At 42.1% G+C, this 22,483-nt stretch carries 18 protein-coding genes; 10 read left to right on the top strand and 8 right to left on the bottom strand.

All coding sequences use genetic code 11. The annotated features are described in order from the left end of the window. The first annotated feature begins 143 nt into the window (after positions 1-143). Complete coding sequence (locus BC659_RS00615; protein ID WP_133472648.1) at positions 144-1,328, top strand: acetyl-CoA C-acyltransferase; 1,185 nt, start codon at positions 144-146, stop codon at positions 1,326-1,328. Positions 1,329-1,338: 10 nt separating this feature from the next. Further along, complete coding sequence (locus BC659_RS00610; protein ID WP_133472647.1) at positions 1,339-1,869, top strand: GNAT family N-acetyltransferase; 531 nt, start codon at positions 1,339-1,341, stop codon at positions 1,867-1,869. A 177-nt stretch (positions 1,870-2,046) separates the two neighbouring features. Here the strand turns inward: BC659_RS00610 and BC659_RS00605 are convergent, their stop codons facing one another. Together BC659_RS00605 and ytxJ are read right to left on the bottom strand one after the other, a co-directional pair. Continuing rightward, the gene (locus tag BC659_RS00605) at positions 2,047-2,691 is read right to left on the bottom strand and encodes an NAD(P)-dependent oxidoreductase (RefSeq protein ID WP_133472646.1); all 645 of its coding nucleotides are present in this window, start codon (positions 2,689-2,691) and stop codon (positions 2,047-2,049) included. 137 nt (positions 2,692-2,828) lie between these two features. Then, on the bottom strand, positions 2,829-3,158 hold the full coding sequence (gene ytxJ / locus BC659_RS00600; protein ID WP_133472645.1) for a bacillithiol system redox-active protein YtxJ: 330 nt from the start codon (positions 3,156-3,158) through the stop codon (positions 2,829-2,831). Between the two features lie 295 nt (positions 3,159-3,453). On the opposite strand from ytxJ, the gene BC659_RS00595 reads away from it, so the two are divergent. From BC659_RS00595 to BC659_RS00580, 4 genes are all read left to right on the top strand, one after another. Further along, positions 3,454-4,833, top strand: coding sequence for a UDP-N-acetylmuramate--L-alanine ligase (locus BC659_RS00595; protein WP_133472644.1), 1,380 nt, complete (start codon positions 3,454-3,456; stop codon positions 4,831-4,833). Between the two features lie 24 nt (positions 4,834-4,857). Beyond that, a complete protein-coding gene (locus BC659_RS00590; protein ID WP_133472643.1) occupies positions 4,858-5,628 on the top strand; it encodes a 3'-5' exonuclease in 771 nt (256 codons plus the stop codon). A gap of 97 nt (positions 5,629-5,725) precedes the next feature. Beyond that, positions 5,726-6,475 carry a polyprenol monophosphomannose synthase gene (locus BC659_RS00585; RefSeq protein ID WP_133472642.1) on the top strand — a complete coding sequence of 250 codons (750 nt, stop codon included), beginning with the start codon at positions 5,726-5,728 and terminating at the stop codon, positions 6,473-6,475. Between the two features lie 90 nt (positions 6,476-6,565). Beyond that, on the top strand, positions 6,566-7,474 hold the full coding sequence (locus tag BC659_RS00580) for a DMT family transporter (RefSeq protein ID WP_133472641.1): 909 nt from the start codon (positions 6,566-6,568) through the stop codon (positions 7,472-7,474). Between the two features lie 62 nt (positions 7,475-7,536). Here the strand turns inward: BC659_RS00580 and BC659_RS00575 are convergent, their stop codons facing one another. Continuing rightward, entirely contained in the window at positions 7,537-8,877 is a 1,341-nt protein-coding gene (locus BC659_RS00575; protein ID WP_162847307.1) for a PAS domain S-box protein, read from the bottom strand. A gap of 111 nt (positions 8,878-8,988) precedes the next feature. After that, positions 8,989-9,816, bottom strand: coding sequence for an SMP-30/gluconolactonase/LRE family protein (locus BC659_RS00570; RefSeq protein WP_133472639.1), 828 nt, complete (start codon positions 9,814-9,816; stop codon positions 8,989-8,991). Positions 9,817-9,947: 131 nt separating this feature from the next. On the opposite strand from BC659_RS00570, the gene BC659_RS00565 reads away from it, so the two are divergent. Continuing rightward, entirely contained in the window at positions 9,948-12,872 is a 2,925-nt protein-coding gene (locus BC659_RS00565; protein ID WP_133472638.1) for a S9 family peptidase, read from the top strand. A gap of 196 nt (positions 12,873-13,068) precedes the next feature. Here the strand turns inward: BC659_RS00565 and BC659_RS00560 are convergent, their stop codons facing one another. From BC659_RS00560 to BC659_RS00550, 3 genes are all read right to left on the bottom strand, one after another. Continuing rightward, on the bottom strand, positions 13,069-13,788 hold the full coding sequence (locus BC659_RS00560; RefSeq protein WP_133472637.1) for a hypothetical protein: 720 nt from the start codon (positions 13,786-13,788) through the stop codon (positions 13,069-13,071). Between the two features lie 237 nt (positions 13,789-14,025). After that, a complete protein-coding gene (locus BC659_RS00555; RefSeq protein WP_133472636.1) occupies positions 14,026-15,498 on the bottom strand; it encodes a dihydrolipoamide acetyltransferase family protein in 1,473 nt (490 codons plus the stop codon). Positions 15,499-15,707: 209 nt separating this feature from the next. Beyond that, positions 15,708-16,964, bottom strand: coding sequence for a competence/damage-inducible protein A (locus BC659_RS00550; RefSeq protein WP_133472635.1), 1,257 nt, complete (start codon positions 16,962-16,964; stop codon positions 15,708-15,710). Positions 16,965-17,006: 42 nt separating this feature from the next. On the opposite strand from BC659_RS00550, the gene dacB reads away from it, so the two are divergent. Together dacB and BC659_RS00540 are read left to right on the top strand one after the other, a co-directional pair. Further along, the gene (gene dacB, locus BC659_RS00545) at positions 17,007-18,395 is read left to right on the top strand and encodes a D-alanyl-D-alanine carboxypeptidase/D-alanyl-D-alanine endopeptidase (protein ID WP_133472634.1); all 1,389 of its coding nucleotides are present in this window, start codon (positions 17,007-17,009) and stop codon (positions 18,393-18,395) included. A gap of 41 nt (positions 18,396-18,436) precedes the next feature. Further along, positions 18,437-18,865 (top strand): DUF6526 family protein, encoded by a 429-nt coding sequence (locus BC659_RS00540; protein ID WP_133472633.1) that lies wholly within the window; start codon positions 18,437-18,439, stop codon positions 18,863-18,865. Here the strand turns inward: BC659_RS00540 and BC659_RS00535 are convergent. Continuing rightward, positions 18,862-19,275 (bottom strand): acyl-CoA thioesterase, encoded by a 414-nt coding sequence (locus BC659_RS00535; RefSeq protein ID WP_133472632.1) that lies wholly within the window; start codon positions 19,273-19,275, stop codon positions 18,862-18,864. The genes BC659_RS00540 and BC659_RS00535 overlap by 4 nt on opposite strands. A gap of 161 nt (positions 19,276-19,436) precedes the next feature. Here BC659_RS00535 and BC659_RS00530 point away from each other — a divergent pair, with 161 nt between their 5' ends. Further along, positions 19,437-22,478, top strand: coding sequence for a tetratricopeptide repeat protein (locus BC659_RS00530; RefSeq protein WP_133472631.1), 3,042 nt, complete (start codon positions 19,437-19,439; stop codon positions 22,476-22,478). Positions 22,479-22,483: the final 5 nt, after the last annotated feature.

The following is a 22,483-nucleotide window of genomic DNA, read 5'->3' as shown; positions in this document are numbered from 1 at the left end:
AATCAATCTAGCAACTAAGTTAAGGCTGTTTTACGCCTGCGGTCAAAAAATAATCCATATATACTGCCAATAGCTTCATTAATTCCAATGATGCTAACGGTTGTTAGTATGATTGCTTTATATTTGCATTTCAAAATCATAAAATGGAAACAAAAACTGTATATATCGTATCGGCCGTGCGTACCCCAATGGGGTCATTTGGGGGTAGTCTGAAAGATTTTTCTGCACCGCAACTGGGTGCTATTGCCATTAAAGCGGCTGTAGAAAGGGCAGGTATACAGCCTGGAGATGTACAGGAAGTACTGATGGGTTGTGTGATACAGGCCAATACCGGACAGGCACCTGCACGGCAGGCCGCAAAGTTTGCAGGACTGCCTGATTCAGTGGTTTGTACAACGGTAAACAAAGTTTGTGCAAGTGGTATGAAAGCCATTGCACAGGGAGCCCAGTCTATTTTATTGGGAGATGCTGATATTATTGTGGCCGGTGGTATGGAAAGTATGAGTAATGTTCCTTTCTATTCACCCAACCTGCGTTGGGGTAATAAATACGGCAATGTGCAAATGGTGGACGGACTGGCGAAAGATGGTCTTACCGATGTGTACCATAACTATGCCATGGGTAATGCTGCAGAACTCTGTGCAAAGGAATGTAATATTTCACGTGAAGAACAGGATGCTTTTGCCATTGAAAGTTATACAAGAAGTCAGGCTGCCTGGAACAGTGGAAAATTTGATGCAGAAGTGGTGCCTGTGCCCATTCCACAGCGCAAAGGTGACCCTGTTTTATTTGCGAGAGACGAAGATGCTTTTAATGTAAAGTTTGATAAAATACCGGAACTGAAACCTGCTTTTACCAAAGACGGAACAGTTACCGCAGCCAATGCATCTACCATGAACGATGGTGCTGCTGCAGTGGTACTGATGAGTAAAGAAAAAGCAGATGCTATGGGTATTCAGCCACTTGCTGTAATACGTAGTTATGCAGATGCTGAACAGGCTCCGGAATGGTTTACCACCACACCCTCACTGGCCCTGCCAAAAGCGGTAACCAAGGCAGGATTAACAATGGGTGATATTGAATACGTGGAACTCAACGAAGCATTCTCTGTGGTGGGCATTGCCAACATACAGAAAATGCAGTTAGATCCTGCAAAAGTAAATATACATGGGGGTGCTGTATCTTTAGGTCATCCGCTGGGTTGTAGTGGTGCGAGAATCATTGTTACGCTGATCCATGTACTCAAACAGCAGGGGGCAAAAATAGGTGCAGCCGGTATCTGTAATGGTGGTGGAGGTGCCAGCGCCATGGTAATCGAAAACATGTAGTGGAGATCGCATGAGCGAATTGCAAATCAGGAGAGCCACAGAAGAGGATGCAGCATTGATAGCTGCAATCAGCCGTGAAACATTTTACGACAGTTTTGCAGCGCAGAATACAGCAGAAGATATGACACTCTTTATGGAGCGGCAATTCGATACCGAATTGCTGATACAGGAGGTCGCTGATGAAGCCCATATTTTTTTCCTGACTTTTTATGGAGATACGCCAGCAGGTTATGCCAAACTAAAACCCGGTACGCATCCGGAGTTGACGGATACAGCAGCTGCACTTGAAATCTGCCGCTTCTATGCACGTAAACCATTCATCGGAAAAGGTATCGGAAAAGCTATGATGCAACACGCGATACAATATGCTGAAGCCAATGCTTACCATACTATCTGGTTAGGTGTTTGGGAGCATAACCAAAGAGCCATTGATTTCTACCGGTTATTCGGTTTCCAGAAATTTTCAGAACACGATTTTGTACTAGGCAATGATGTGCAGCGAGATTGGTTGATGCGGAAGGAAGTGGGTTGTGAATGGTGAATAGTGAATGGTCAAAAAAATAAGTTTTTGCACAATAAGATAATGCATGATACTGTTTGCCCATTAGCCATTAGCCATTAGCCATTAGCCATTAGCTCACCATCTCAAATCAGACATCCTCCATCAGACATCCTCCATCAAATCTGCGATCTGCGATCTGACATCTTCCATCTTCCATCACAACCTGCTGATTCCTACACGTTGTAACAAATACTGTGATTTTTGTACGCATTGCAGCATACAGTCTGCCAGGTCGCCTGCTGCTATCTGATAGTGATTGGGGTTAGGAGCATTGCCGGCAGACGTAATGTATTGTCTGTTACCGGGTTGATCGAGAATATCGGGGGAGCAGATAAAGGTCCATGCTAAAGAAGAAGCTTCGAGTGTACGAAAAGCTGCCAGGTGTTCAAAACCTACTGGCTTGTATTGTTCCGGATAATCAGGCTGATCAATCAACAATCCATTGTCATCACCTTCAGCATTTAATATACCCATTCCGCCCAGTGCAACGATTCTTTTTACGCCAGCTTTTTCCATTTGTTCAGCAATATTTTTTATGCCAAGACTTCTTGTCTGATCCTTGCCATCGAAAGAGCCACCTAAAACAGAAATAACAGCGTCAGCACCACTTACAGCTGAAAGTACATCCTTTTCATCGAATACATAACCTTTGATGGCCATCAGTTGATCGTTCGAGAGGTCTTTGTCTATCAGCGATTCTATGGAACGGCCAAACGCGCGAACAGTATGGCCCATAGCCAAAGCCTCTTTTACAACATGTTTTCCTACCTGACCGGTAGCGCCAAATACAGTAAGGATCATGAAACAGTGTTTCAGGCAATTTACTGAATGTAAAAGAATATTACAGCGGTTATAATACGGTTGGTCGGCTATTGACCGATAAAAGATCAATTGAATGGGTAATTTGCAGTTTATAGCCCAAGGCTCATTGCTTTTTGTTACAGTGCCTGCTCTGCCAGTTCTTCCATACGAATACCCTGGTGACTTTCATCGTAGATACATTCGCCGTTTTTAATCAGCAGTACCTGCGGTGATTCATGGTAAACAGAGAAATCTTCTGCGATCTGATTCGACAGCGGGCGATGCGCCAGCAGATCGAGATAATGAAAACGGATGTTTTCGGGGGCGTCACTTCTTTCAAGGCGGTTGAGTATCATAGAACTGATACTGCAGCGTGTACTATGTTTAAAAATGACCTGTGGTTGCTGGTAGGAAGCTGATTTAATAGCTTCTAATTGCTCAACAGAGCTTAACGTATTCCAATTCATCTTTACTAAAAACAATTCTTTTGCCTGATGCGTTAAAAGTATCAGGGTTTAAAATAACGGGGATTGGTAGTAGGACAACCCCGGCTCTTTGAAGAAGTACAGGAGCTAACCAATGCCGCACTGAACAGAACCAGGAGCATTAAAGCGGTTATCTTTTTCATGTGTGTTGTATTAAGTTGGCGTTTTGACTGTATTTTGCGCTATAACAAAGATACTGAATAAAGTTAAATTGTTGCCTTGTGCACAGTTGCCGATTCGTTAATTTGCATAAAACGGTTGAAATCAATCAATTATTATGAGGGTTCATTTTATTTCAATAGGTGGGAGTGTAATGCACCAACTGGCCATTGCATTGCATAAAAAGGGCTATCAGGTTACCGGAACAGACGACGAAATCTTTGAACCGGCAAAAACCAATCTTCAGGAACTGGGTTTATTGCCAGATAAAATAGGCTGGCAGCCGGAAATGATTACGGATGATCTGAATGCAGTGATCCTGGGAATGCATGCCAAACAGGATAATCCCGAATTGCTGAAAGCTGTTTCGCTGGGACTGAAAATCTATTCTTTTCCGGAATATATATTCCATGAGAGTCAGCAAAAAAAACGTGTGGTGGTAGGTGGCAGCCATGGTAAAACCACTACCACGAGCATGATCATGCACGTGTTGAAACAAACAAAACAGTCGTTCGATTACCTTGTAGGAGCAAGGGTGGAAGGCTTTGATCAGTCAGTGAATATTACCGATGCACCGGTGATTGTGTGTGAAGGTGATGAATATCCGGCCAGTGCTATTGAACGTAAACCCAAGTTTCATTTTCTCTATCCGCATATTGCTATTTTAACGGGTATTGCCTGGGATCATATCAATGTATTTCCCACTTTCGAATTTTACCTGGAGCAGTTTATTATTTTCATCAACAGGATAGAAAAAGATGGTTTATTAATTTATAATGAGTCAGATCCTGTATTGAAAGAACTGGTGCATGCAAATCTCCGAAAAGATATACGATACCAACCCTATCGCATTCCCGAACATACCATTGAAAAAGGAAATACTACCGTCGTGATTGATGGTGTTAAGGGTGTGCTGAAAGTTTTCGGAAACCATAATCTGATGAATCTTTATGCGGCCTATTATGCCTGTAAAGAATTGGGTATTGCAACTGCAGACTTTATAGAAGCCATTGGTAGTTTTACAGGAGCTGCCAAGCGTCTTGAATTACTGGCTTCTTCAGCTGATTGTGTTATTTACCGCGATTTTGCACATGCTCCGAGTAAAGTGAAAGCAACGATAGAAGCAGTTAAGCAGCAGTTCCCTGAGCGTAAACTCATCGGTGTACTTGAACTGCATACATTCAGCAGCCTTAACGAAGCCTTCATGAAAGAATACGATGGGGCACTGGAGCAGGCTGATGAGGCCGTGGTTTTTTATTCAAAACATGCACTGGAATTAAAAAGACTACCCGATTTACCCGCTTCATCTGTAGAAGCCGGTTTCAATAAGAAAGGCTTACTCATTTTTACGGACAGCAGTGCGCTGGCAAACTGGCTGCAAACCCGTAATTATACAAATAGTAACCTGTTACTCATGAGCAGTGGCAACTACGACGGATTAAATGTGCCGGAGCTTGCTCAGCAACTGATGGAACAACACCTGAAAAATGGGAATTAACAATTAAAGTATTTACTTCGCAAGATGAAATTGCAACTTACCCGTCCGATTGCGTTTATTGATCTGGAAACCACAGGTGTGAATATCAGTACCGACCGTATTGTAGAGATCGCTGTTGTGAAGGTGAACCCTGATGGAACCCGTCAGGTAAAAAGGAAACTGATCAATCCATTAATGCCCATTCCGAAAGCTTCGAGTGATGTACACGGTATTACGGATGATATGGTAAAAGATGCGCCCAGTTTTAAACAGGTGGCCAATGAGTTCAAACAATTCATGGATCAGTGTGATCTGGGCGGCTATAACAGCAACCGTTTTGATATTCCCATGCTGATAGAAGAGTTCCTGCGTGTAGGAATTGAATTTTCTGTGGATGGTAAGAAACTGGTAGATGTACAGAAAGTGTTTCATATGATGGAACAGCGCACCCTTAGTGCAGCGTATAAATTTTATTGTCAGAAAAACCTTGATGGAGCCCATAGTGCAGAAGCAGATGCAACAGCAACCTGGGAGGTGCTGGAAGCTCAGGTAGAACGTTACCCGCAGATTGGTAATACAGTAGAAAGTATCGTAAAATTTACCGGGGAAGATGATATTGTTGATTTTGCCCGTCGTTTTGTAAAAGAAAACGGGGTAGAAGTATTCAACTTCGGAAAGCATAAAGGTAAACCTGTGGTACAGGTACTGAAAGAGGAGCCTCAGTATTATGACTGGATGATGAAAGGCGACTTTCCGATGAATACCAAACAAAAACTCACTGAAATACTGAACAGAACCCTGTTAAAAAAAGGATAAGTCTGTCTTAAATACACCGTATTTTCCGCATTTCTTTGCCCGGAGCAGCGAGCAATCGTTCTGTGTTGTATTTTAGCGTGCCAACCTTCAACGAGCTTTGCAAAAATTAGTCATCATACCAACCTATAATGAAAAGGATAATATTGCTGCTATTATAGCAGCTGTATTCGAATTGCAGGCAGGTTATCATGTATTGGTGATTGACGATGGTTCACCCGATGGCACTGCTACGATTGTAAAATCATTAATGCAGCAATATCCCTCACAATTATTCCTGGAAGAAAGAAAAGGTAAACTCGGATTGGGGACAGCCTATATACATGGCTTTAAATGGGGAATATCCAAGGGGTATGATTTTATTTTCGAAATGGATGCAGATTTCTCTCATAATCCGAATGATCTTGAACGTCTGTACCAGGCCTGTACAACCGGTAGTGCCGATGTAGCTGTAGGGAGCCGTTATGTACCAGGTGGTAAAACAGAAAACTGGCCCTTAGACCGCCAGCTCTATTCCCGCGGAGGGGCACTTTATACACGTCTGCTTACCTGGATGCCGGTGAATGATCCTACTGCAGGTTTTGTATGTTATAAACGCCAGGTGCTTGAAGCCATCAACCTCGATGAAATTGAATTCGTGGGTTATGCATTCCAGATTGAGATGAAATTTGTAGCCTGGAAACTGGGCTTCCGCATCAAGGAAGTGCCCATTACTTTTGTTGACCGGAAAATAGGCGTCAGCAAAATGAGCAAGGGTATTATTAAGGAAGGTGTACTGGGTGTATTAAAAATTCAGTGGCACAGTCTTTTCCGTAATTACCGTAAGCGTGTAGCCAATTCAGCCGGATAAGCCTTACCACAAATTCTTCTTATTGCTTTTGGGGCCGTGACCGGAGCTATTCATTCTAAGCTTACCTTTACTTCCTTACATACCATGCTTATGAGAGATGCACTCATTAAACTTCATATATCCGTATTTCTGGCCGGTTTTACCGGTGTATTAGGCGCATTGATTCAACTCAATGAAGGCCTGCTGGTATGGTACAGAATCATGATTACAGTAGTGAGTCTGCTGGCTTTGTTGCAGGTAAAAAAACAGTTTCAACGTATACCTGCATCAATGGTATGGAAACTTTTAGGTATCGGAACGCTCATTGCATTACACTGGGTATTTTTTTATAGCAGTATTAAAATGGCCAATGTATCTATCGGTTTGGTATGTTTTGCATCAACAGGTTTGTTTACAGCGCTGCTAGAACCTGTTTTCAACCAGAAAAAATTCAGTGCATGGGATGTGGGATTGGGCTTAATCAGTCTGCTGGGTATTCTGTTGATCTTTCAGTTCGACCAGCGTTACAGGGAAGGTATTATCGCAGGTATTGTTTCCGCTCTATTAGCAGCTTTATTTACCGTACTCAATAAAAGACAGGTGAATAAAGTAGAGCCACGTGTTATGATGGTATATGAATTGAGTGGAGGCTTATTGCTGCTCACATTGCTGATGCCAGTATACCTGCATTATTATCCCGTGACGTCCTTACTGCCCTCCTTATCAGACTGGTTATGGTTATTGATACTGGGCTGGCTTTGTACCGTACTTGCTATGGACCTGATGTTACAGGCCTTACAAAAAGTGTCTGCATTTACCCAGAACCTGAGCCTTAACCTGGAACCGATATATGGTATTGTACTGGCTTTTGTTTTGTTTGGTGAGCAAAAGCAATTGGGTAAAAGTTTTTATATTGGCGTACTACTGATTACCTGTTCCGTTGTGTTACAAATGATCCGTATTGTTAAACAGCACAAAAAAAATCGTGGAGAAGAGATCGCTATAATAGCTGAATCTTAAAAACAAAATATCCGATTAACCAGTTCAATGTTGAATATTCGTTATTCACTATTCATGAGAACTTAATCGCTTTCATGCCTAGTATTCGATACGATTTTCTGGATCACGGTATCCAGTCTGGCAGCACTTACATGCAGATGGTCTAATACCTGTAAGATTTCCGGGTCATCGGTTTTTTCCGTGTAAAGCATCAATACATTGATGAGTCCGAGTATATTACTTAAAGGAGCTCTTGCTTCATGCGATTGCAGATAGGCAATCTCACGCATTTTATCGTATTGCTGAAGCAGTTTCATTTCAGCCGTTTTTCTTCCATTGATATTGGTGATATTCATGGCAACACCCAGCATATCGCCTGCTTCACTATATACCGGATAATACAGGAACTGGAACCACATCGCATCGCCATTGGGCAATGATACGGGTCGTTCCATGGTAAGTTTTTCTCCTGATAGTGCTCGGTTAAAATTGTCCTGAAACGATTCTCTGAGTTCAGGCATTACATAGTTCATGAAATTGGCACCTTCATACAACTTTGTCTGGAAATATTCTTCTGCCAGTATTCCTGCTGTCCTGTTGAAATTCAGAATATGCATATCAGGACTGATCATGATGTTTACATCAGTGGTACTATCGAGAATGGCTTTAAGTTTAATTTCATTGGCCAGTAATTCGAGTTGTTGTTTTTTCTGTAATGAAATGTCTATAAAATAACAGATGATGCCTTCCTTTGACGGGCTGGCCGATACTGCAAAATGATAGGATGGGGGCCATGGTTGTTCGAAAGTGATGGTTTGTCCCAGGTCAAAAGCTTTACGCATGGCCACTGCATAGGGCTGGTCGGGTGAGTCAGGAAAAATATCCCAGAAACTCCGACCAATCATTTCATGCCGGCTCAGATTGGTTACCTGTTCAAAAAAGCGGTTTACCCTGGTAAATACCCAGTTCCGGTTCAACGCAAAAAAACCATCCTGCACACCATCAAGGTATTCATTAAACTGATGGGCATATTTAGTAGCGGCAAACTCTTCCAGCGGTTCTCCGCTCAGTAATACACCCATGCCTACAATCGCTTCTTCCAGATCATTGGCATAACAACAGAGTTCCCACTGAATGGTATGTGTCTGATGACCATGAACATATCGCACTGTCGCAGAAAATTTCTGTCCGTGATTTTGTCTGCAATTGGTTAGTTGGTGACGAAAAAAATCAAGGTCAGCATAATGAATATAAGCATCTGCTCTTGTTTCCAGAAGAGATATCGGAGACCATCCCGTAACCCGGCAAAAACGCTGATTGGCATAAGTATAATATCCCGCTTCATTCAATAGTATGCAGGCAAACAGTTCAGAATGCTCCATCATTCTCACAACTTGTTGTATACTATAAACCGCGGTATTCATGTCAGCAAGATACATTTGAACAGGATCAGACCCATCACAGGAAGAGACTATCTATAAATATCTGCTTTTCATTTCATATGAGATATGATTCAGCCATTAAAATGCGATTAATTATTGCTTTAAACGGTAGGCAGACACAGTATTGCCGTAAAAAGTAGGCACATAAATGATTTTACGCTTTTCATCGTATCCGATATCGGCACTGTTTATCTTTTCATTTCTGGAATCTATCAGGGTGGTTTTATAACCGTTGGAATGAATATAATAAACAATGCCACTCCAGCAGCTAACCACATATTCATTTTCTCGCACCATTTCAATACCATCTGTACTTGGATCCATGCCGTCTGCTAATTTGGCCAGCTGGCCATCTGTCCGCATTTTTAATAAACGTCCTTTGTCCAGTATCAGCAGTCCGTCTTTGGTAACCAGTAGGCCATTGGGCCCCTGTAATTTATCGATCAGTAAAAACACATTGCCATTTTCAATTTTATGTACTTTGTATGTTCTGCTATCTGAAACATAGATCACCCCTTTTTTATCGATACTGATATCATTTAAAAACACAGCATCCGGCACTGTTATTTTTTCAAGTATGGTTCCCTTTTTAATATCAATTACCACCACTTCAGTCAGATCTGCTACATAGAGTTTCCCCTTAAACATACCCATACCCTTAGGTGCGTTTAACCCTTTGACCCATTCGGTCTGTATGATTTTCCCGTCCAGTCCGATTTTACCGATCGAGCCCTTTCCGTCTTTCTCAGCGGGCTGACCATCAATATTTGATACATAGAGAATCTGGTTAGCGGCATCTGCTAAAACAGATTCGGGTACTTTCAATACGCTATCGGTGCTCCATATCTTTTCTAGTGTGGGTGATTGAGCGGATAATATGATGGGGAGCATACCCATAGCGGCCAATATGTATTTTTTCATATGACTGAATTTTGGTAAAGGTAGCTTACGAGGGCTTCTTTTGAATATTCATCCATTGATCATTTTCCTGTAAAAGCCGTTCTTACAAGTCAGGTCTTTGTTTATCTTCGGAACCTACTAAAACTACCGCTATGAAAAAACTCATGCTGGCCCTCCTGTTATTGCCGGCAATTCAGACCCTCGCACAAAAGAAACCCCTCGACCATACCGTTTATGATGGTTGGGAGTCATTGGGTGAAAGAGTCATCAGTAACAATGGAAAATATGTAGCATATGCTGTAAATCCGCAGGAAGGTGATGGCAATCTGTATATCCAGAGTGTGACCGGCGATTATAAAGTGATCATTCCCCGGGGTTATAATGTATCCATTACAGAAGATAACCAGTATGCCATTTGCCGCATACGTGCTTTTTTTAAAGATACCAGAGAGGCAAGAATTAAAAAACGTCGTCCGGATGAAATGCCGAAAGACAGTCTTGCTATCGTAGCATTGGGCAAAACAGATATTGTGAAAGTGCCACGTATCAAAAGTTATAAAGTGCCCGATCAAAAAGGAACCTGGCTGGCTTATCTGCTCGATAAACCCTTGCCGGAAACCAATCGACCGCGTACACCGGATTCTTTAACAAGAATCAATACCATGTTATCGATGGCCGATAGTTTAATACGTGTGGCCGATAGCATACGTAATAAAGCAAACCTTGCAAAGAGTAACGGACTTGCGGTACTGCAGCCGGCAAGAACAAATCGTTCTGCTGCCAGACCCGCAGCTGAGCCGGTGGAAGAAGGAACAGAACTGGTATTGAAAAATCTCCTTACAGGTGAGGAACGCAGGTTTGCACTCGTGAAGGATTATTATTTCAATAAGGCCGGTACCGTTTTACTGATAGAAACAACACGTAAAAACAGTGATGAAGCATCTGTGGCTACTATTATCAAGCTGAATCTTGAGAAAAACACCAGTGCGGCCATTTTCAAACGTTTTAATGAAGCTAAGGCCTATCGTATGGATGAAGCGGGTACACAGGTAGCTTTTGTTGCTGAAAGAGATAGCAGTAGCAAAGCACTGCAAAAATTCTTCAAACTGTATTATCATAAAGATGGTATGGATAGTGCTAGCCTGCTGGCTGATAATAAAACAAAAGGGGTGCCAGCTAACTGGACCATTAGCGATAATCCGGGAAGTCTTGTATTCAGCAAATCAGGTAATAAACTTTTTCTGGGAACATTGCCTATCTGGCCGGTAAGAGATACCACTGTGCCTGAAATAGACAGGGTGAGTGTAGATGTATGGCATTATAATGATGATTATATACAGCCTGTACAGTTAAGAAATATGAACAATGAGCTGAGAAGAAATTATACTGCATATTATGATATGGCTGCGGGCCAGGTTGTGCAATTGGCCAATGAAAAACTTCGTACAGTTGTACCAACACAGGAAGGCGACGGTAATGTGTTTTATGGTGTGTCTGACTATGGGAAACGCATAGCTACACAATGGCAGGGTTTCAGTTTGAATGATGTGTACAAGATAAACCCAGCTACCGGAGCCGCTGAAGTAATCAGAAAAGATCTGAAAGGGGGCAATCTGCAACCATCTTACACCGGTAAATACCTGCTCTTCTTCGATGAAATCAAACAGCAGTATTTCGTATATAATAATACAACACAGCAATTATACCAGGTTGCAAAAGATATCAAAACATCACTTGGTGATGAAGAAAATGATGTGCCCGATGATCCGAATGCCTATGGTATTGTAAAGTGGTCGGAGGGAGATCAGTATGTATATGTGTATGACCGATACGACATATGGCAGGTAGATCCTGAAGGTAAAGCAGCTTCTGTGTGCCTGACAGCTGGCCGAAAAGACAAAACCACCTATCGTTATGTTAATACCGATCAGGAAGAGCGTTTCATTAAAGCTGGTAAAACACTGTTGCTCCGTGCATTTGATGAGCGTGATAAGAGTGCAGGGCTGGCTACACTGAATCTGTTTAATAAAGAATTCAAAATAATCTTTAAAGAAAAGATGAGTGTGAGCCCGGCAGTACAAAAAGCAAAAGACGCTGATGTGGTGGTGTACAGTAAGGAAACCTATCAGCAGTCGCCCAACGTTTATGTACAGGCGCTGGATGGCACTGCCAGACAGCTTTCTAATACCAATCCACAACAGTCATCTTACAACTGGGGAACTGCGGAGCTCTTTAAATGGAAAGCGTATACAGGTAAAGAGGCAGAAGGCATTGTGTATAAGCCTGAGGATTTCGACCCCAAAAAGAAATATCCGATGATTGTGTATTTCTATGAGAGAAGCAGTGATGGTCTTTATGGATACAATGCACCTGCACCTACACCATCGAGATTGAATATTTCTTTTTTTGTAAGCAGGGGCTATGTGGTTTTTGTGCCCGATATCTGGTATAAAAAAGGGTATCCCGGACAAGGTGCTTATGATTATATCCTGAGTGGTACAAGGGCAGTGGTAAAACAGGGTTATGTGGATAGTACTAGATTGGGTTTACAGGGACAGAGCTGGGGTGGTTACCAGATTGCACATCTTATTACACGTACCAATTTATATGCAGCTGCATGGGCAGGAGCGCCGGTGGTAAATATGACAAGTGCTTACGGTGGTATTCGCTGGGGTACCGGTTTAACCAGACAGTTCCAGTATGAAAAAACGCAGAGCCGTATTGGCGCCACTTTATGGGAAAAGCCGAACCTTTATATAGAAAACTCACCCTTGTTCCACCTGCCAAAAGTAACCACACCATTGGTTATTATGTCGAATGATGCAGACGATGCAGTACCCTGGTACCAGGGTATCGAGTATTATACCGCCATGCGCAGACTGGGTAAGAAAGTATGGCTGCTGAATTATAATAATGAAGCCCATAATCTTGTAGAGAGAAAAAACAGGAAAGATATTCAGATCCGTGAACAGCAATTCTTTGATTATCTCCTGAAAGGTGAAAAACCTGCCAAATGGATCACAGAAGGTATTCCTGCTACGATGAAAGGCAAGGAAATGGGGTTGGATATTAAGTAATGGCAGATGTTAGATCGCAGATTTCAGATGTGAAAATAAAAACAGATGAACATAAAAAAAGCCGAACATACTGTTCGGCTTTTTTTATGTTCATCTGCGATCTGAAATCTGCGATCTGAAATCTGCGATCTGAAATCTGCGATCTGAAATCTGCGATCTGAAATCTGCGATCTGAAATCTGCGATCTGAAATCTTTTCATTGAATCATGGTGCTGATATACCGTACAAGGCTTCTTTTGGCAATGGGGAGAAGTGTTTCTTCCAATGGTATGGTGAGCGGAGTTTCAACGGAATAAACAGCAGGATTGGGTAAATCTGAACGGTTGCGGATAAGTTCAGCCTTTATATGCTGATAGGAATTTACGATATTTCGCTGCCATACATCTACAAATTCTGTTTTGATACTCCTGTATTTCTCATCGTGTTTCTCAAAAATACTCAAACGGTACTGATAAACCCAGGTGTTTCTGCAGGTGCCTTCACACAAAAGAAAATAACCTTCATTATGGTCAAGGGGAACAAGCCCAATGGGTTCAATTGTGATTTTATTCTCCACAAATTCATAAATTTCTGTACCACTGGTAATACTTTTCTTCATGTTAGAAGAGGCATACTGAATAATATCTTCCAGTTCCTGCATCAATTCATCATCTTCCACCATCGACTCATAAAGGAGTTGTAACTTTTCAATCTGAACGCCGGTTAGTCTTTTCGGAAATTGCTCCTGCAGGTATTTTTTATTTTCTTTAAATGCAATTAGATTGTTGTAATGGAAAATAAGATCTGCCAGTTGCGGGTACAACTTGTTCTGACAGAAATGATGATTAATCTCCTTTAAATAGGCCAGCAGTGTGTATTTCTTCAATTCAAAATCAATATAGCCATCTGCAAACCAGGTTTGTGATAATGTCTTCATACTGATCCGTTTTGTTACCTTAATTTACGAAAAGCTAAAATTTTATCCCGCATTTGTTTATTAACAGGGTGTGAAAATAGGGAAGTCGGGAAGTCCGAAAGACCGCAAGTCCGAAAGACCGCAAGTCAGGAAGACCGAAAGCAACCTTGTATATAAACGAAAAAAACTTCCTGACTTCCCGACCTGCGGTCTTTCGGACTAAAAAAAATGCCTCAATGATTTCATTGAGGCATTTTTTTAAAGGTATTGGAACCACTGGCGTTCAGGATCCCATTTCTCAAATTCTTTGGCAACTTCTGTAAGGAAACTGGCACCGATACTGCCGTCAACAATACGGTGATCGTAACTTAGGGAGAGATACATCATATGTCTGATACCGATGGTATCGCCTTCTTTTGTTTCAATCACCATTGGACGCTTTTTAATAGCACCCACGGCCAGAATGGCTACCTGCGGCTGTGAAATAATCGGCGTACCCATCAAACTGCCAAATGTGCCCACATTGGTGAGCGTAAAAGTGCCGCCATTGGTATCATCTGGTTTCAGACGATTGTTACGGGCGGCATCTGCCAATCCGTTTACCGCTTTACTCAGTCCAACAATATTCAATTGATTGGCACCCTTGATCACAGGGACAATCAGGTTACCTGATGGCAGAGCAGTAGCCATGCCGATATTGATATCTTTTTTAATGATCACTTTATCGCCATCAATTGAGCAGTTGATCAAAGGATAGCGCTCTATCACTTTTGCGATACACTCTACAAACATGGGCGTGAAAGTGAGTTTGGTACCTTCTCTTTTTTCAAATTCGTTTTTCACTTTCTCGCGCCACTGCACCATATGAGTAACATCGGCTTCTGCGAAACTGGTTACGTGTGGACTTGTATGCTTACTGTCGACCATGTGTTTGGCGATCAGTTTACGCATACGGTCCATTTCCATGATCTCGGTCTGACCATTTACCACTACAGCGGCAGGGTCACTCAATTTTCCGGAAGAAGTTTGTATGGAAATAGGTGTAGCAGGTGTAGCCGAATCACTTGGTTTAGCAGCAACCGTTTCAAACCTGGGTGCCTGCTGAACAGGGGCATTGGCAACCGGTGCCGCCGCCACAGCTGGCGCCTTACCTGATTTTTTATCTGCAACATAGTTCAGGATATCTTTTTTACTCACCCTGCCATCTATGCCGGTACCTGGAATTCTTTCGAGTTCACTCAGGCTGATACCTTCACTGTTGGCAATATTTAAAACCAGGGGAGAATAAAAACGGTTGGTAGCTGGTTTGTCCAGTAATGTTACCGAAGCCGATGCAGGTACAAAAGGAACTTCAGGTGCTTCAGCTTCAACAGCCGGTGGGGTAGCTGGAACGGGCTGTGGTGCCTGAACCGCTTCTTTTATTTCGATTTGTTCAACAATGATCTCCTCTTCTTTCACGGGAACAGGTGTAGCAACCACCGTTCCGTTTGATGAAGTATTGATTCTTGCAATAACAGTACCAATAGGGACTACATCATTCACATTGAATAATATCTCAGCTATAACGCCTTCTGCTGTAGAAGGCACTTCACTATCAACCTTATCTGTGGCGATGTCCAGTACAGTCTCATCCATTTTCACATGGTCGCCTACTTTTTTATTCCATTTCAGGATCGTGGCTTCCATGATACTTTCGCCCAGCTTGGGCATCACCAGTTCAGCAATTGCCATACAATTCGTAGTGTTTAAAATAATGATCAAAAACCTTTCTTCTTCCGCTTTCCTGACTGAAAAACTTACACCCGTTTGTTTTCGGGGGCAATATTAGTGAGAAAATAGACAATTTCCGGCTGAAAACCGAAAAAACTGCCCTTCTTTTTACACAGCATTTACAAATGCAAGATAGTTATGTATTGATTACATCTTCTCAGCAGTACCTATTATAGTTTCCCCAGTATCAGTTGACGGAGCAGGTTCAGGGCATTCGTGGCCGTGAGTTCTATATTCCTTGCCCTGTCGAAGCGGAAATTGAATACCTGAGCTATGGTCTTTTCAGTAGAAGCTACGGCAATCCAGACCATACCTACAGGTTTGGTATCTGTACCGCCAGCAGGGCCCATTATGCCACTGACTGCAATGGCATAATCCGTTTTCATGATTTTTCGTACCGCCTCGGCCATCTGTTTTACCGTTGCCTCACTCACCGCCCCAACCGTTTCTAAAACATGGGATGGTACAGATAAAACATCCGTTTTAATGCGGTTATCATAACTCACCACACTGCCCGTATAATAGGCAGAAGCACCGCTGTGTTTCGAAATAACATGTGCAATGTAACCGCCCGTACAACTTTCGGCTGTGGACAGAGTCTGATTTCTTGCTTTCAATAATTTACCTACCACCAGTTCCATCGGAATATCTTCATCAATCACGAGGTAATCCTTTGTTCTCTCCAGCAGTTGGTTAAAATAACCAGATAACTCATGTTCTAATAAGGCAGCATTGGTGCCAGAAGCGGTCAGTCGAAGTCTGACCATACCATAATTAGGCAGGTATGCCAGTTTTATATGCGAAGGCAGTGATAACTCTATATCTGCAATCATTTCGGCAAGAAAAGACTCACCGATACCTGCGGTAAGCAGGGTACTATGTCTTATAACACCTCTGGTAAAACGTTTTTCAACCAGTGGTAATACATGGTGCAGCATCAGCCATTTCATCTCATGGGGTACACCGGGCATAGATATAAAAATAACACCATCTTTTTCAAAAAGCATACCCGGTGCCGTTCCTTTTTCATTTTTTAAAACAGTACATACATCAGGTACTTCAGCCTGTTTCCTGTTTCTTTCAATCATTGGACGCTTGAATACTTTTTCGAAAAGAAAAGTAACATATGCCAGTGTCTCTTCATGTAGAATCATCTTCCCGCCAAAATATTCGCAGAGCAGTGGCTTGGTAATATCGTCTGCTGTTGGGCCCAGTCCGCCGGTGATCAGCACAATCGATGCTTTTTTGCTTTCGGCATCCAGCGCCTGCCATATATCTTCCCACACATCACCTACCGCCACACGGTTTTTGACAGCTATACCTGTTTTATTCAGCTCCTGTGCTATCCAGGCACTATTGGTGTCTATAACCTGACCAATCAGCAGTTCATCTCCGATGGTAATAATTGAGGCAAAAACTTTTTCCATACTTTACAGGCGCTTAATTTTATTGCAAGGTAAAACGCATTTATGAGAAGACTTGTTTATAGTTGCATCAGTTTACTGGTATTTATTGCCGTAAGCCATGCCCAAACCGTACAGCAAAAGCTGGAAAAAGCTTTTCAACAGTTGCTGGCCGACCCACAAATGCGTTATGCGTCTATTGGTTTTTCAGTGGTAAACAGTGAAACGGGGGCTGTTGTATTCGAATACAATGGGAATACCGGATTGGCACCGGCCAGTTGCCAGAAAACGGTTACCAGTGCTGCAGCTTTTGAACTTTTGGGCAAAGATTTTACCTATAAAACTGAATTTGCCTATGATGGTACCATTGCACATGGAAAATTGAATGGTAACCTGCATATTAACGGGGCAGGTGATCCCACACTCGGCAGTTGGCGATACGCAAATACGAGTGATACATTATTGTTGCGCCAATGGAAAGAGATGCTCCATAAAGCAGGTATAAAAAATATAACAGGAAATATTATCATGCACGGAGATAAGTGGGAGAGTTCATCTGTTCCCGGTGGCTGGCCCTGGGATGATATGGGTAATTATTATGGTGCGGGTGCATATGGGATAAACTGGCGGGAAAACCAGTATGATATATTGCTGAAATCCGGACCGAACCCCGGCGATATGGTGAGTATTGAAAAAACTATCCCCCAATTGTACAATACCCTTTTTACCAATGAATTGAAAGCTGGTAAAAAAGGTAGTGGCGATAATGCCTATATATTCTCTGCGCCCTATAATGAACGGATCTACATCAGGGGAACCATACCGCCGGCTCAAAAAAGTTTTAAGATATCCGGTTCTATGACTGATCCGCAACAGCAGCTTGCTTATAGTTTGTCTGCACTATTAGCTTCGAATGGAAAACATCCGGGTGTGAGGGTAATATCTTCTGTAAAAAGTAAAACCACATGGCTGCATACGCAGGTATCACCAACGCTTGACAGTATTAACTACTGGTTCATGAAAAAAAGTGTGAACCTGTATGGAGAAAGTCTGGTAAAAACCATTGCCTGGCAGCAGAATGGTTTTGGTACTACAGATGACGGATTGGAAATCATGAAAAATCTCTGGAAAGAAAAAGGTATTGATCCTGCGTCACTTAGAATGATTGATGGAAGTGGTTTATCGCCCCAGAACCGGGTAACTACCAATGCGCTTATCAAAGTATTACAGTATGCCCGCAGCCGACCCTGGTATAGTTATTACCTGGATGCATTTCCTGAGTATAATAAAATGAAGTTAAAGAGTGGAACGATCGGAGGATCAAAAGGTTTTGCGGGTTATCATACTTCAAAAGATGGGATAAATTATACCATTGCCATGCTGGTAAATAATTATGATGGTTCTGCCGGTGAGATGGTAAAGAAAATGTTTCTGGTACTCGATGAATTAAAATAACAGCCCTATAGTTGGTTTTATAAGGATTAAACTTAGCAAATATGAAAGAACAAAGTTTTGGTAATCATTCACGTTATGTGCCTGTATGGCATTTTTTTGTGGCACCTGCTTTATTGTGCTTTTTGATCGGCGCCTTTATCAATCTGGCCCATGCATCAGCAACGAATCTTTACTCGGCTTCTTTGTTATGTCTGGGTGGTGTTATATTGGTCTTTATCTACTGGTATGCCAGGGCTTTTGCGCTCAAAGCGCAGGATAGGGCTATTCGTGCGGAGGAGCAGTTTCGTCATTTTGTACTTACCGGTAAGCCTCTTCCACGCGAACTTAGGCTGCGTCAGATCATTGCCCTCCGATTTGCATCTGATGAGGAATTGCCGGCACTGGCAGAAAGAGCCGCTAAAGAACAACTGGGTATAAAAGAAATAAAACAAGCTATTCGCAACTGGCGACCCGATTACAACAGGCTTTAATCCTGAAAATACGGTAATAGCTTTTCGCGCAACGCATCGGGCATCAGCGTTCTTTTATGTGTATGGCTATCGATGAAGTAAAGAGTTACTTTGCCGGTTGTGAGTAATTTATTTTGCTCGTTGTATACTTCATTGTAAAAGCTGATACTGTGATCCGTGGGTAATTCTTTCAGAAGGGTTTTAATAGTAATCAGGTCATCATAATGGGCCGGTCGCAGAAAACGTACTTCCATTTCCACTACGGGCATACGGATACCCATTTCTTCCATTTTCTTGTAAGTAAATCCCAGCTCTCTGATGGATTCTGCCCTGCCCACTTCAAAGAACTGGGCATAGTTTCCATAATAAACAATATTCATCTGATCCGTTTCTGCATACCTGATTCTTAAGGTTGTGCTGTGGGTGTACATAGTTATCCTGATTTGTTGACAAACTTACGTCGTTGATCTGTTTTTCCACAAATAGCTGTTAAGCCTTTCCTTACAAAACGCTAATACTACCTTTAAAACAGCTTTTTCGCTTTTCATTAAGAAAGAAACAGAAATCTTTGTCATCAAGCAGTCCGCAATCTATGAACAGATTCCTATCCATAAGTCTGATTGTCGCTGGTCTGGCGATTCAATCAAACACATATGCACAGATTACACAACTATTACAGGACCCTGATGCCGAATTCAAACAGGCAAAAGAGTTGTTCCAGAACGACCAATATGGACTGGCCTATCCTGTATTTAAAAAGATATACAGCAATGGCACAGTATCCAGCAATTTATCGATGGCTGTTCAGTTGGAATCGAAGTATTATTATATCCTATGTGGATTAAAAATCAATGACTCTACTGCAGCACCCATGGCAGTAGATTTTGTTCAGCAGGAGCATGATGTACCACATATACAAATGATGCGTTTTCATCTGGGTGAATATTACTACCGCAGAAAAATGCTTTCCGAAGCTGTAGCCAGTTATGAAAAAACCAATATTGCGAACCTCAGTAACCGTGAGATCGCAGATATGAAATTTCATCAGGCCTATGGTTATTTTACAATGACCCAGTTCGAGAAAGCAAAACCTTTGTTTAATGCTATCAGGCAAATACCGGAGGATCCCAACTATATTGATGCCAATTACTATTATGGTTTTATTGCTTTCAATGAGAAAAAATACGGAGAAGCCATTGGTAGTTTCGAGATAGCTGCAAAATCACCTGATTACCAGAATGTCGTGCCCTTTTATCTTGCTGAAATTTATTATTTCAACGGCGAAAGAGACAAAGCGCTGGAATATGGAGAAGCAGCTTTGAACAAAGCTGGACAATATTACGACCTGCAGTTGCGCCAGTTGGTAGGACATATCTGGTTCGAAAAAAGACAATACCCCAAAGCCTTGCCATACCTTGAAAAATATGTGGCTGGCAATCAAAAAGTAAGAAGAGAAGATCTGTATGAATTGTCATATTGTTACTACGAAGCGAAGAACTGGTCAAAATCCATCGAAGGGTTTAAGCAGTTAGGTGGCGGGGAAGATTCACTGGCGCAAAACAGTATGTACCTGCTGGCAGATGCTTATTTGAAAACCAATGATAAAGTAAATGCCCGCAATGCTTTTCAGTTCTGTGCCGCCAATAATAGCAACGCTTTACAAAAAGAGGTGTCGGCCTTTAATTATGCCAAGCTTTCTTATGAGCTGGGTTATATGGATGCTGCTTTAAAAGGGTTTCAGGCATTTACAACAGCGTATCCTTCCTCTAGTATGTTACAGGAGGCGAGGGAATTGTTGGTGAGTACACTGGCGAATACAAGTAATTACAGAGAAGGGCTTGCCTTATACGAGAGTTTGCCCGTTAGAAGTGAAAACGCCATGAAGATATATCCGAGATTGCTTTATGGCCGTTCTGTTGAATTGATCAACGATCAGCAGCTAACCCAGGCTGAACCTTTACTCTCAAGATTACTGGAAGTTCCCTATAACAGCAATGTACTATCGCTGGCCCGTTTCTGGAAAGGCGAGATTGCATACCGGAATGGTAACAATGAATCGGCCATCGCTTATTTTACAGAATACCTGAAAAATCCACAGGCCAACGGAGAAGTAAACAGTATCAATGCACGTTACAATCTGGGATATGCCCTCCTGAAAACAGAAAACTATCCCGCTGCCAAAGAACAATTTGAACTCATAGCAAAAAATATCGGATCATCTTCCTCTGCTATTGAGAAAGATGCCTATCTGCGTTCTGCTGACTGTTATTTTATGAATAAGGATTATAAACAGGCACTCAGAATATACGATCAGGTACTGGCATTACAGATGGATGGGGCAGACTATGCACTTTTTCAGAAAGCGGTTATTGCAGGGGCCATGAACCAGAATACCGAAAAACTCAGGTTATTACAAAGTATGGATACCAGGTTCCCATCTTCACCGTTTACTTCTGATGCAGCCCTGGAGATGGCAAATACTTATATCGCCGACGAAAATTATGAAGCAGCCCTGGTGCCATTGAATAAACTGGTGAAAAGTAACAAGGCGCCATCTATTAAACCGGAAGCATTCCTGAAAATGGGGATTGCCTATTTTAACCTGGATAAGAATGAAGAATCGCTTACACAGTTTAAAACACTGGTATCTACTTACCCGAATGCAGCGGAAACCGACGATGCCATTGAATATATCCGTAACCTGTTTGTGGAGAGACAACAACCAGGAGAGTTTGCTTCATTCATGCGTGCAAATGGCCGTCCGGTAACCTATAATGAAGAAGATTCGCTCACTTTCAAATCTGCCATGTTAAGGTATGATATGAAAGATATGCCAGGAGCAAGAAACGGATTTAAAGACTACCTGTCTAAATTCTCTGACGGTCGTTATCAGATAGAAGCAAATTATTTTACTGCTGAAATATTGGTAACAGAAAAAGCATTAAAGGAAGCATTGCCCTATTACAGCGCCGTGGCTGCAAAAGGAGTAAGCAGTTTTGCAGAGAGAAGTGTGCTACAGGCCGCACGTATCAATTATTTTGAGCTGAAAGATTATGAGCAGGCTGAAAAATATTTTACCCAGCTAAAACCCATTGCCACCCAGCAGGAAAATAAGCTGGAAGCTATGAGGGGCTTATTGCGTTGTCAGTTCAGGGCACAGAAATGGGCAGAAGCGGCACCCAATGCTCAGGATCTGTTAAAAGAATCGGGTATTGCCACCGATGATAAAATGATGGCGAGTCTTGTAGTAGCAAAAAATCATCAGCTCAATAAAGAACCAGATCAGGCAATAGCTGCTTACAAACAGGTGATGGCAACCGGTAAATCAGAATACGGAGCTGAATCGCAGTACCGTATAGCAGAAATTCTGTTTCAACAGGAAAAGCTGGCCGATGCTGAAAAAGCAGCATTTGAAGTGATTAAAAAATCAGGATCCTATGAGTACTGGGTCACTAAAAGTTATTTATTACTCGGCGATATTTATTTTAAACAGAAAGACCTGTTTAATGCAGAAGCTACTTATAAAAGTATCGTAGACAACGGTACAATTCAGGAACTGAAAGCAGAAGCACAGCAAAAGCTGGCACAGGTGCTGGAAGAGAAAAATAAAGTTAACAAGGTAGATCAAGAATAAATCAG

The organism is Sediminibacterium goheungense (assembly GCF_004361915.1).
GTDB classification, from domain to species: domain Bacteria; phylum Bacteroidota; class Bacteroidia; order Chitinophagales; family Chitinophagaceae; genus Sediminibacterium; species Sediminibacterium goheungense.
Note: the sequence above shows the minus strand (reverse complement) of the source record. Positions and strands in the feature narration are given on the sequence as shown.

Excerpts from the sequence above, each read along its gene's own strand:
- BC659_RS00615 (WP_133472648.1), top strand. The coding sequence starts at position 144 with ATGGAAACAAAAACTGTATATATCGTATCGGCCGTGCGTACCCCAATG.
- BC659_RS00610 (WP_133472647.1), top strand. The coding sequence starts at position 1,339 with ATGAGCGAATTGCAAATCAGGAGAGCCACAGAAGAGGATGCAGCATTG.
- BC659_RS00605 (WP_133472646.1), bottom strand. The coding sequence starts at position 2,691 with ATGATCCTTACTGTATTTGGCGCTACCGGTCAGGTAGGAAAACATGTT.
- ytxJ (WP_133472645.1), bottom strand. The coding sequence starts at position 3,158 with ATGAATTGGAATACGTTAAGCTCTGTTGAGCAATTAGAAGCTATTAAA.
- BC659_RS00595 (WP_133472644.1), top strand. The coding sequence starts at position 3,454 with ATGAGGGTTCATTTTATTTCAATAGGTGGGAGTGTAATGCACCAACTG.
- BC659_RS00590 (WP_133472643.1), top strand. The coding sequence starts at position 4,858 with ATGAAATTGCAACTTACCCGTCCGATTGCGTTTATTGATCTGGAAACC.
- BC659_RS00580 (WP_133472641.1), top strand. The coding sequence starts at position 6,566 with ATGAGAGATGCACTCATTAAACTTCATATATCCGTATTTCTGGCCGGT.
- BC659_RS00575 (WP_162847307.1), bottom strand. The coding sequence starts at position 8,877 with ATGAATACCGCGGTTTATAGTATACAACAAGTTGTGAGAATGATGGAG.
- BC659_RS00570 (WP_133472639.1), bottom strand. The coding sequence starts at position 9,816 with ATGAAAAAATACATATTGGCCGCTATGGGTATGCTCCCCATCATATTA.
- BC659_RS00565 (WP_133472638.1), top strand. The coding sequence starts at position 9,948 with ATGAAAAAACTCATGCTGGCCCTCCTGTTATTGCCGGCAATTCAGACC.
- BC659_RS00560 (WP_133472637.1), bottom strand. The coding sequence starts at position 13,788 with ATGAAGACATTATCACAAACCTGGTTTGCAGATGGCTATATTGATTTT.
- BC659_RS00555 (WP_133472636.1), bottom strand. The coding sequence starts at position 15,498 with ATGGCAATTGCTGAACTGGTGATGCCCAAGCTGGGCGAAAGTATCATG.
- BC659_RS00550 (WP_133472635.1), bottom strand. The coding sequence starts at position 16,964 with ATGGAAAAAGTTTTTGCCTCAATTATTACCATCGGAGATGAACTGCTG.
- dacB (WP_133472634.1), top strand. The coding sequence starts at position 17,007 with ATGAGAAGACTTGTTTATAGTTGCATCAGTTTACTGGTATTTATTGCC.
- BC659_RS00540 (WP_133472633.1), top strand. The coding sequence starts at position 18,437 with ATGAAAGAACAAAGTTTTGGTAATCATTCACGTTATGTGCCTGTATGG.
- BC659_RS00535 (WP_133472632.1), bottom strand. The coding sequence starts at position 19,275 with ATGTACACCCACAGCACAACCTTAAGAATCAGGTATGCAGAAACGGAT.
- BC659_RS00530 (WP_133472631.1), top strand. The coding sequence starts at position 19,437 with ATGAACAGATTCCTATCCATAAGTCTGATTGTCGCTGGTCTGGCGATT.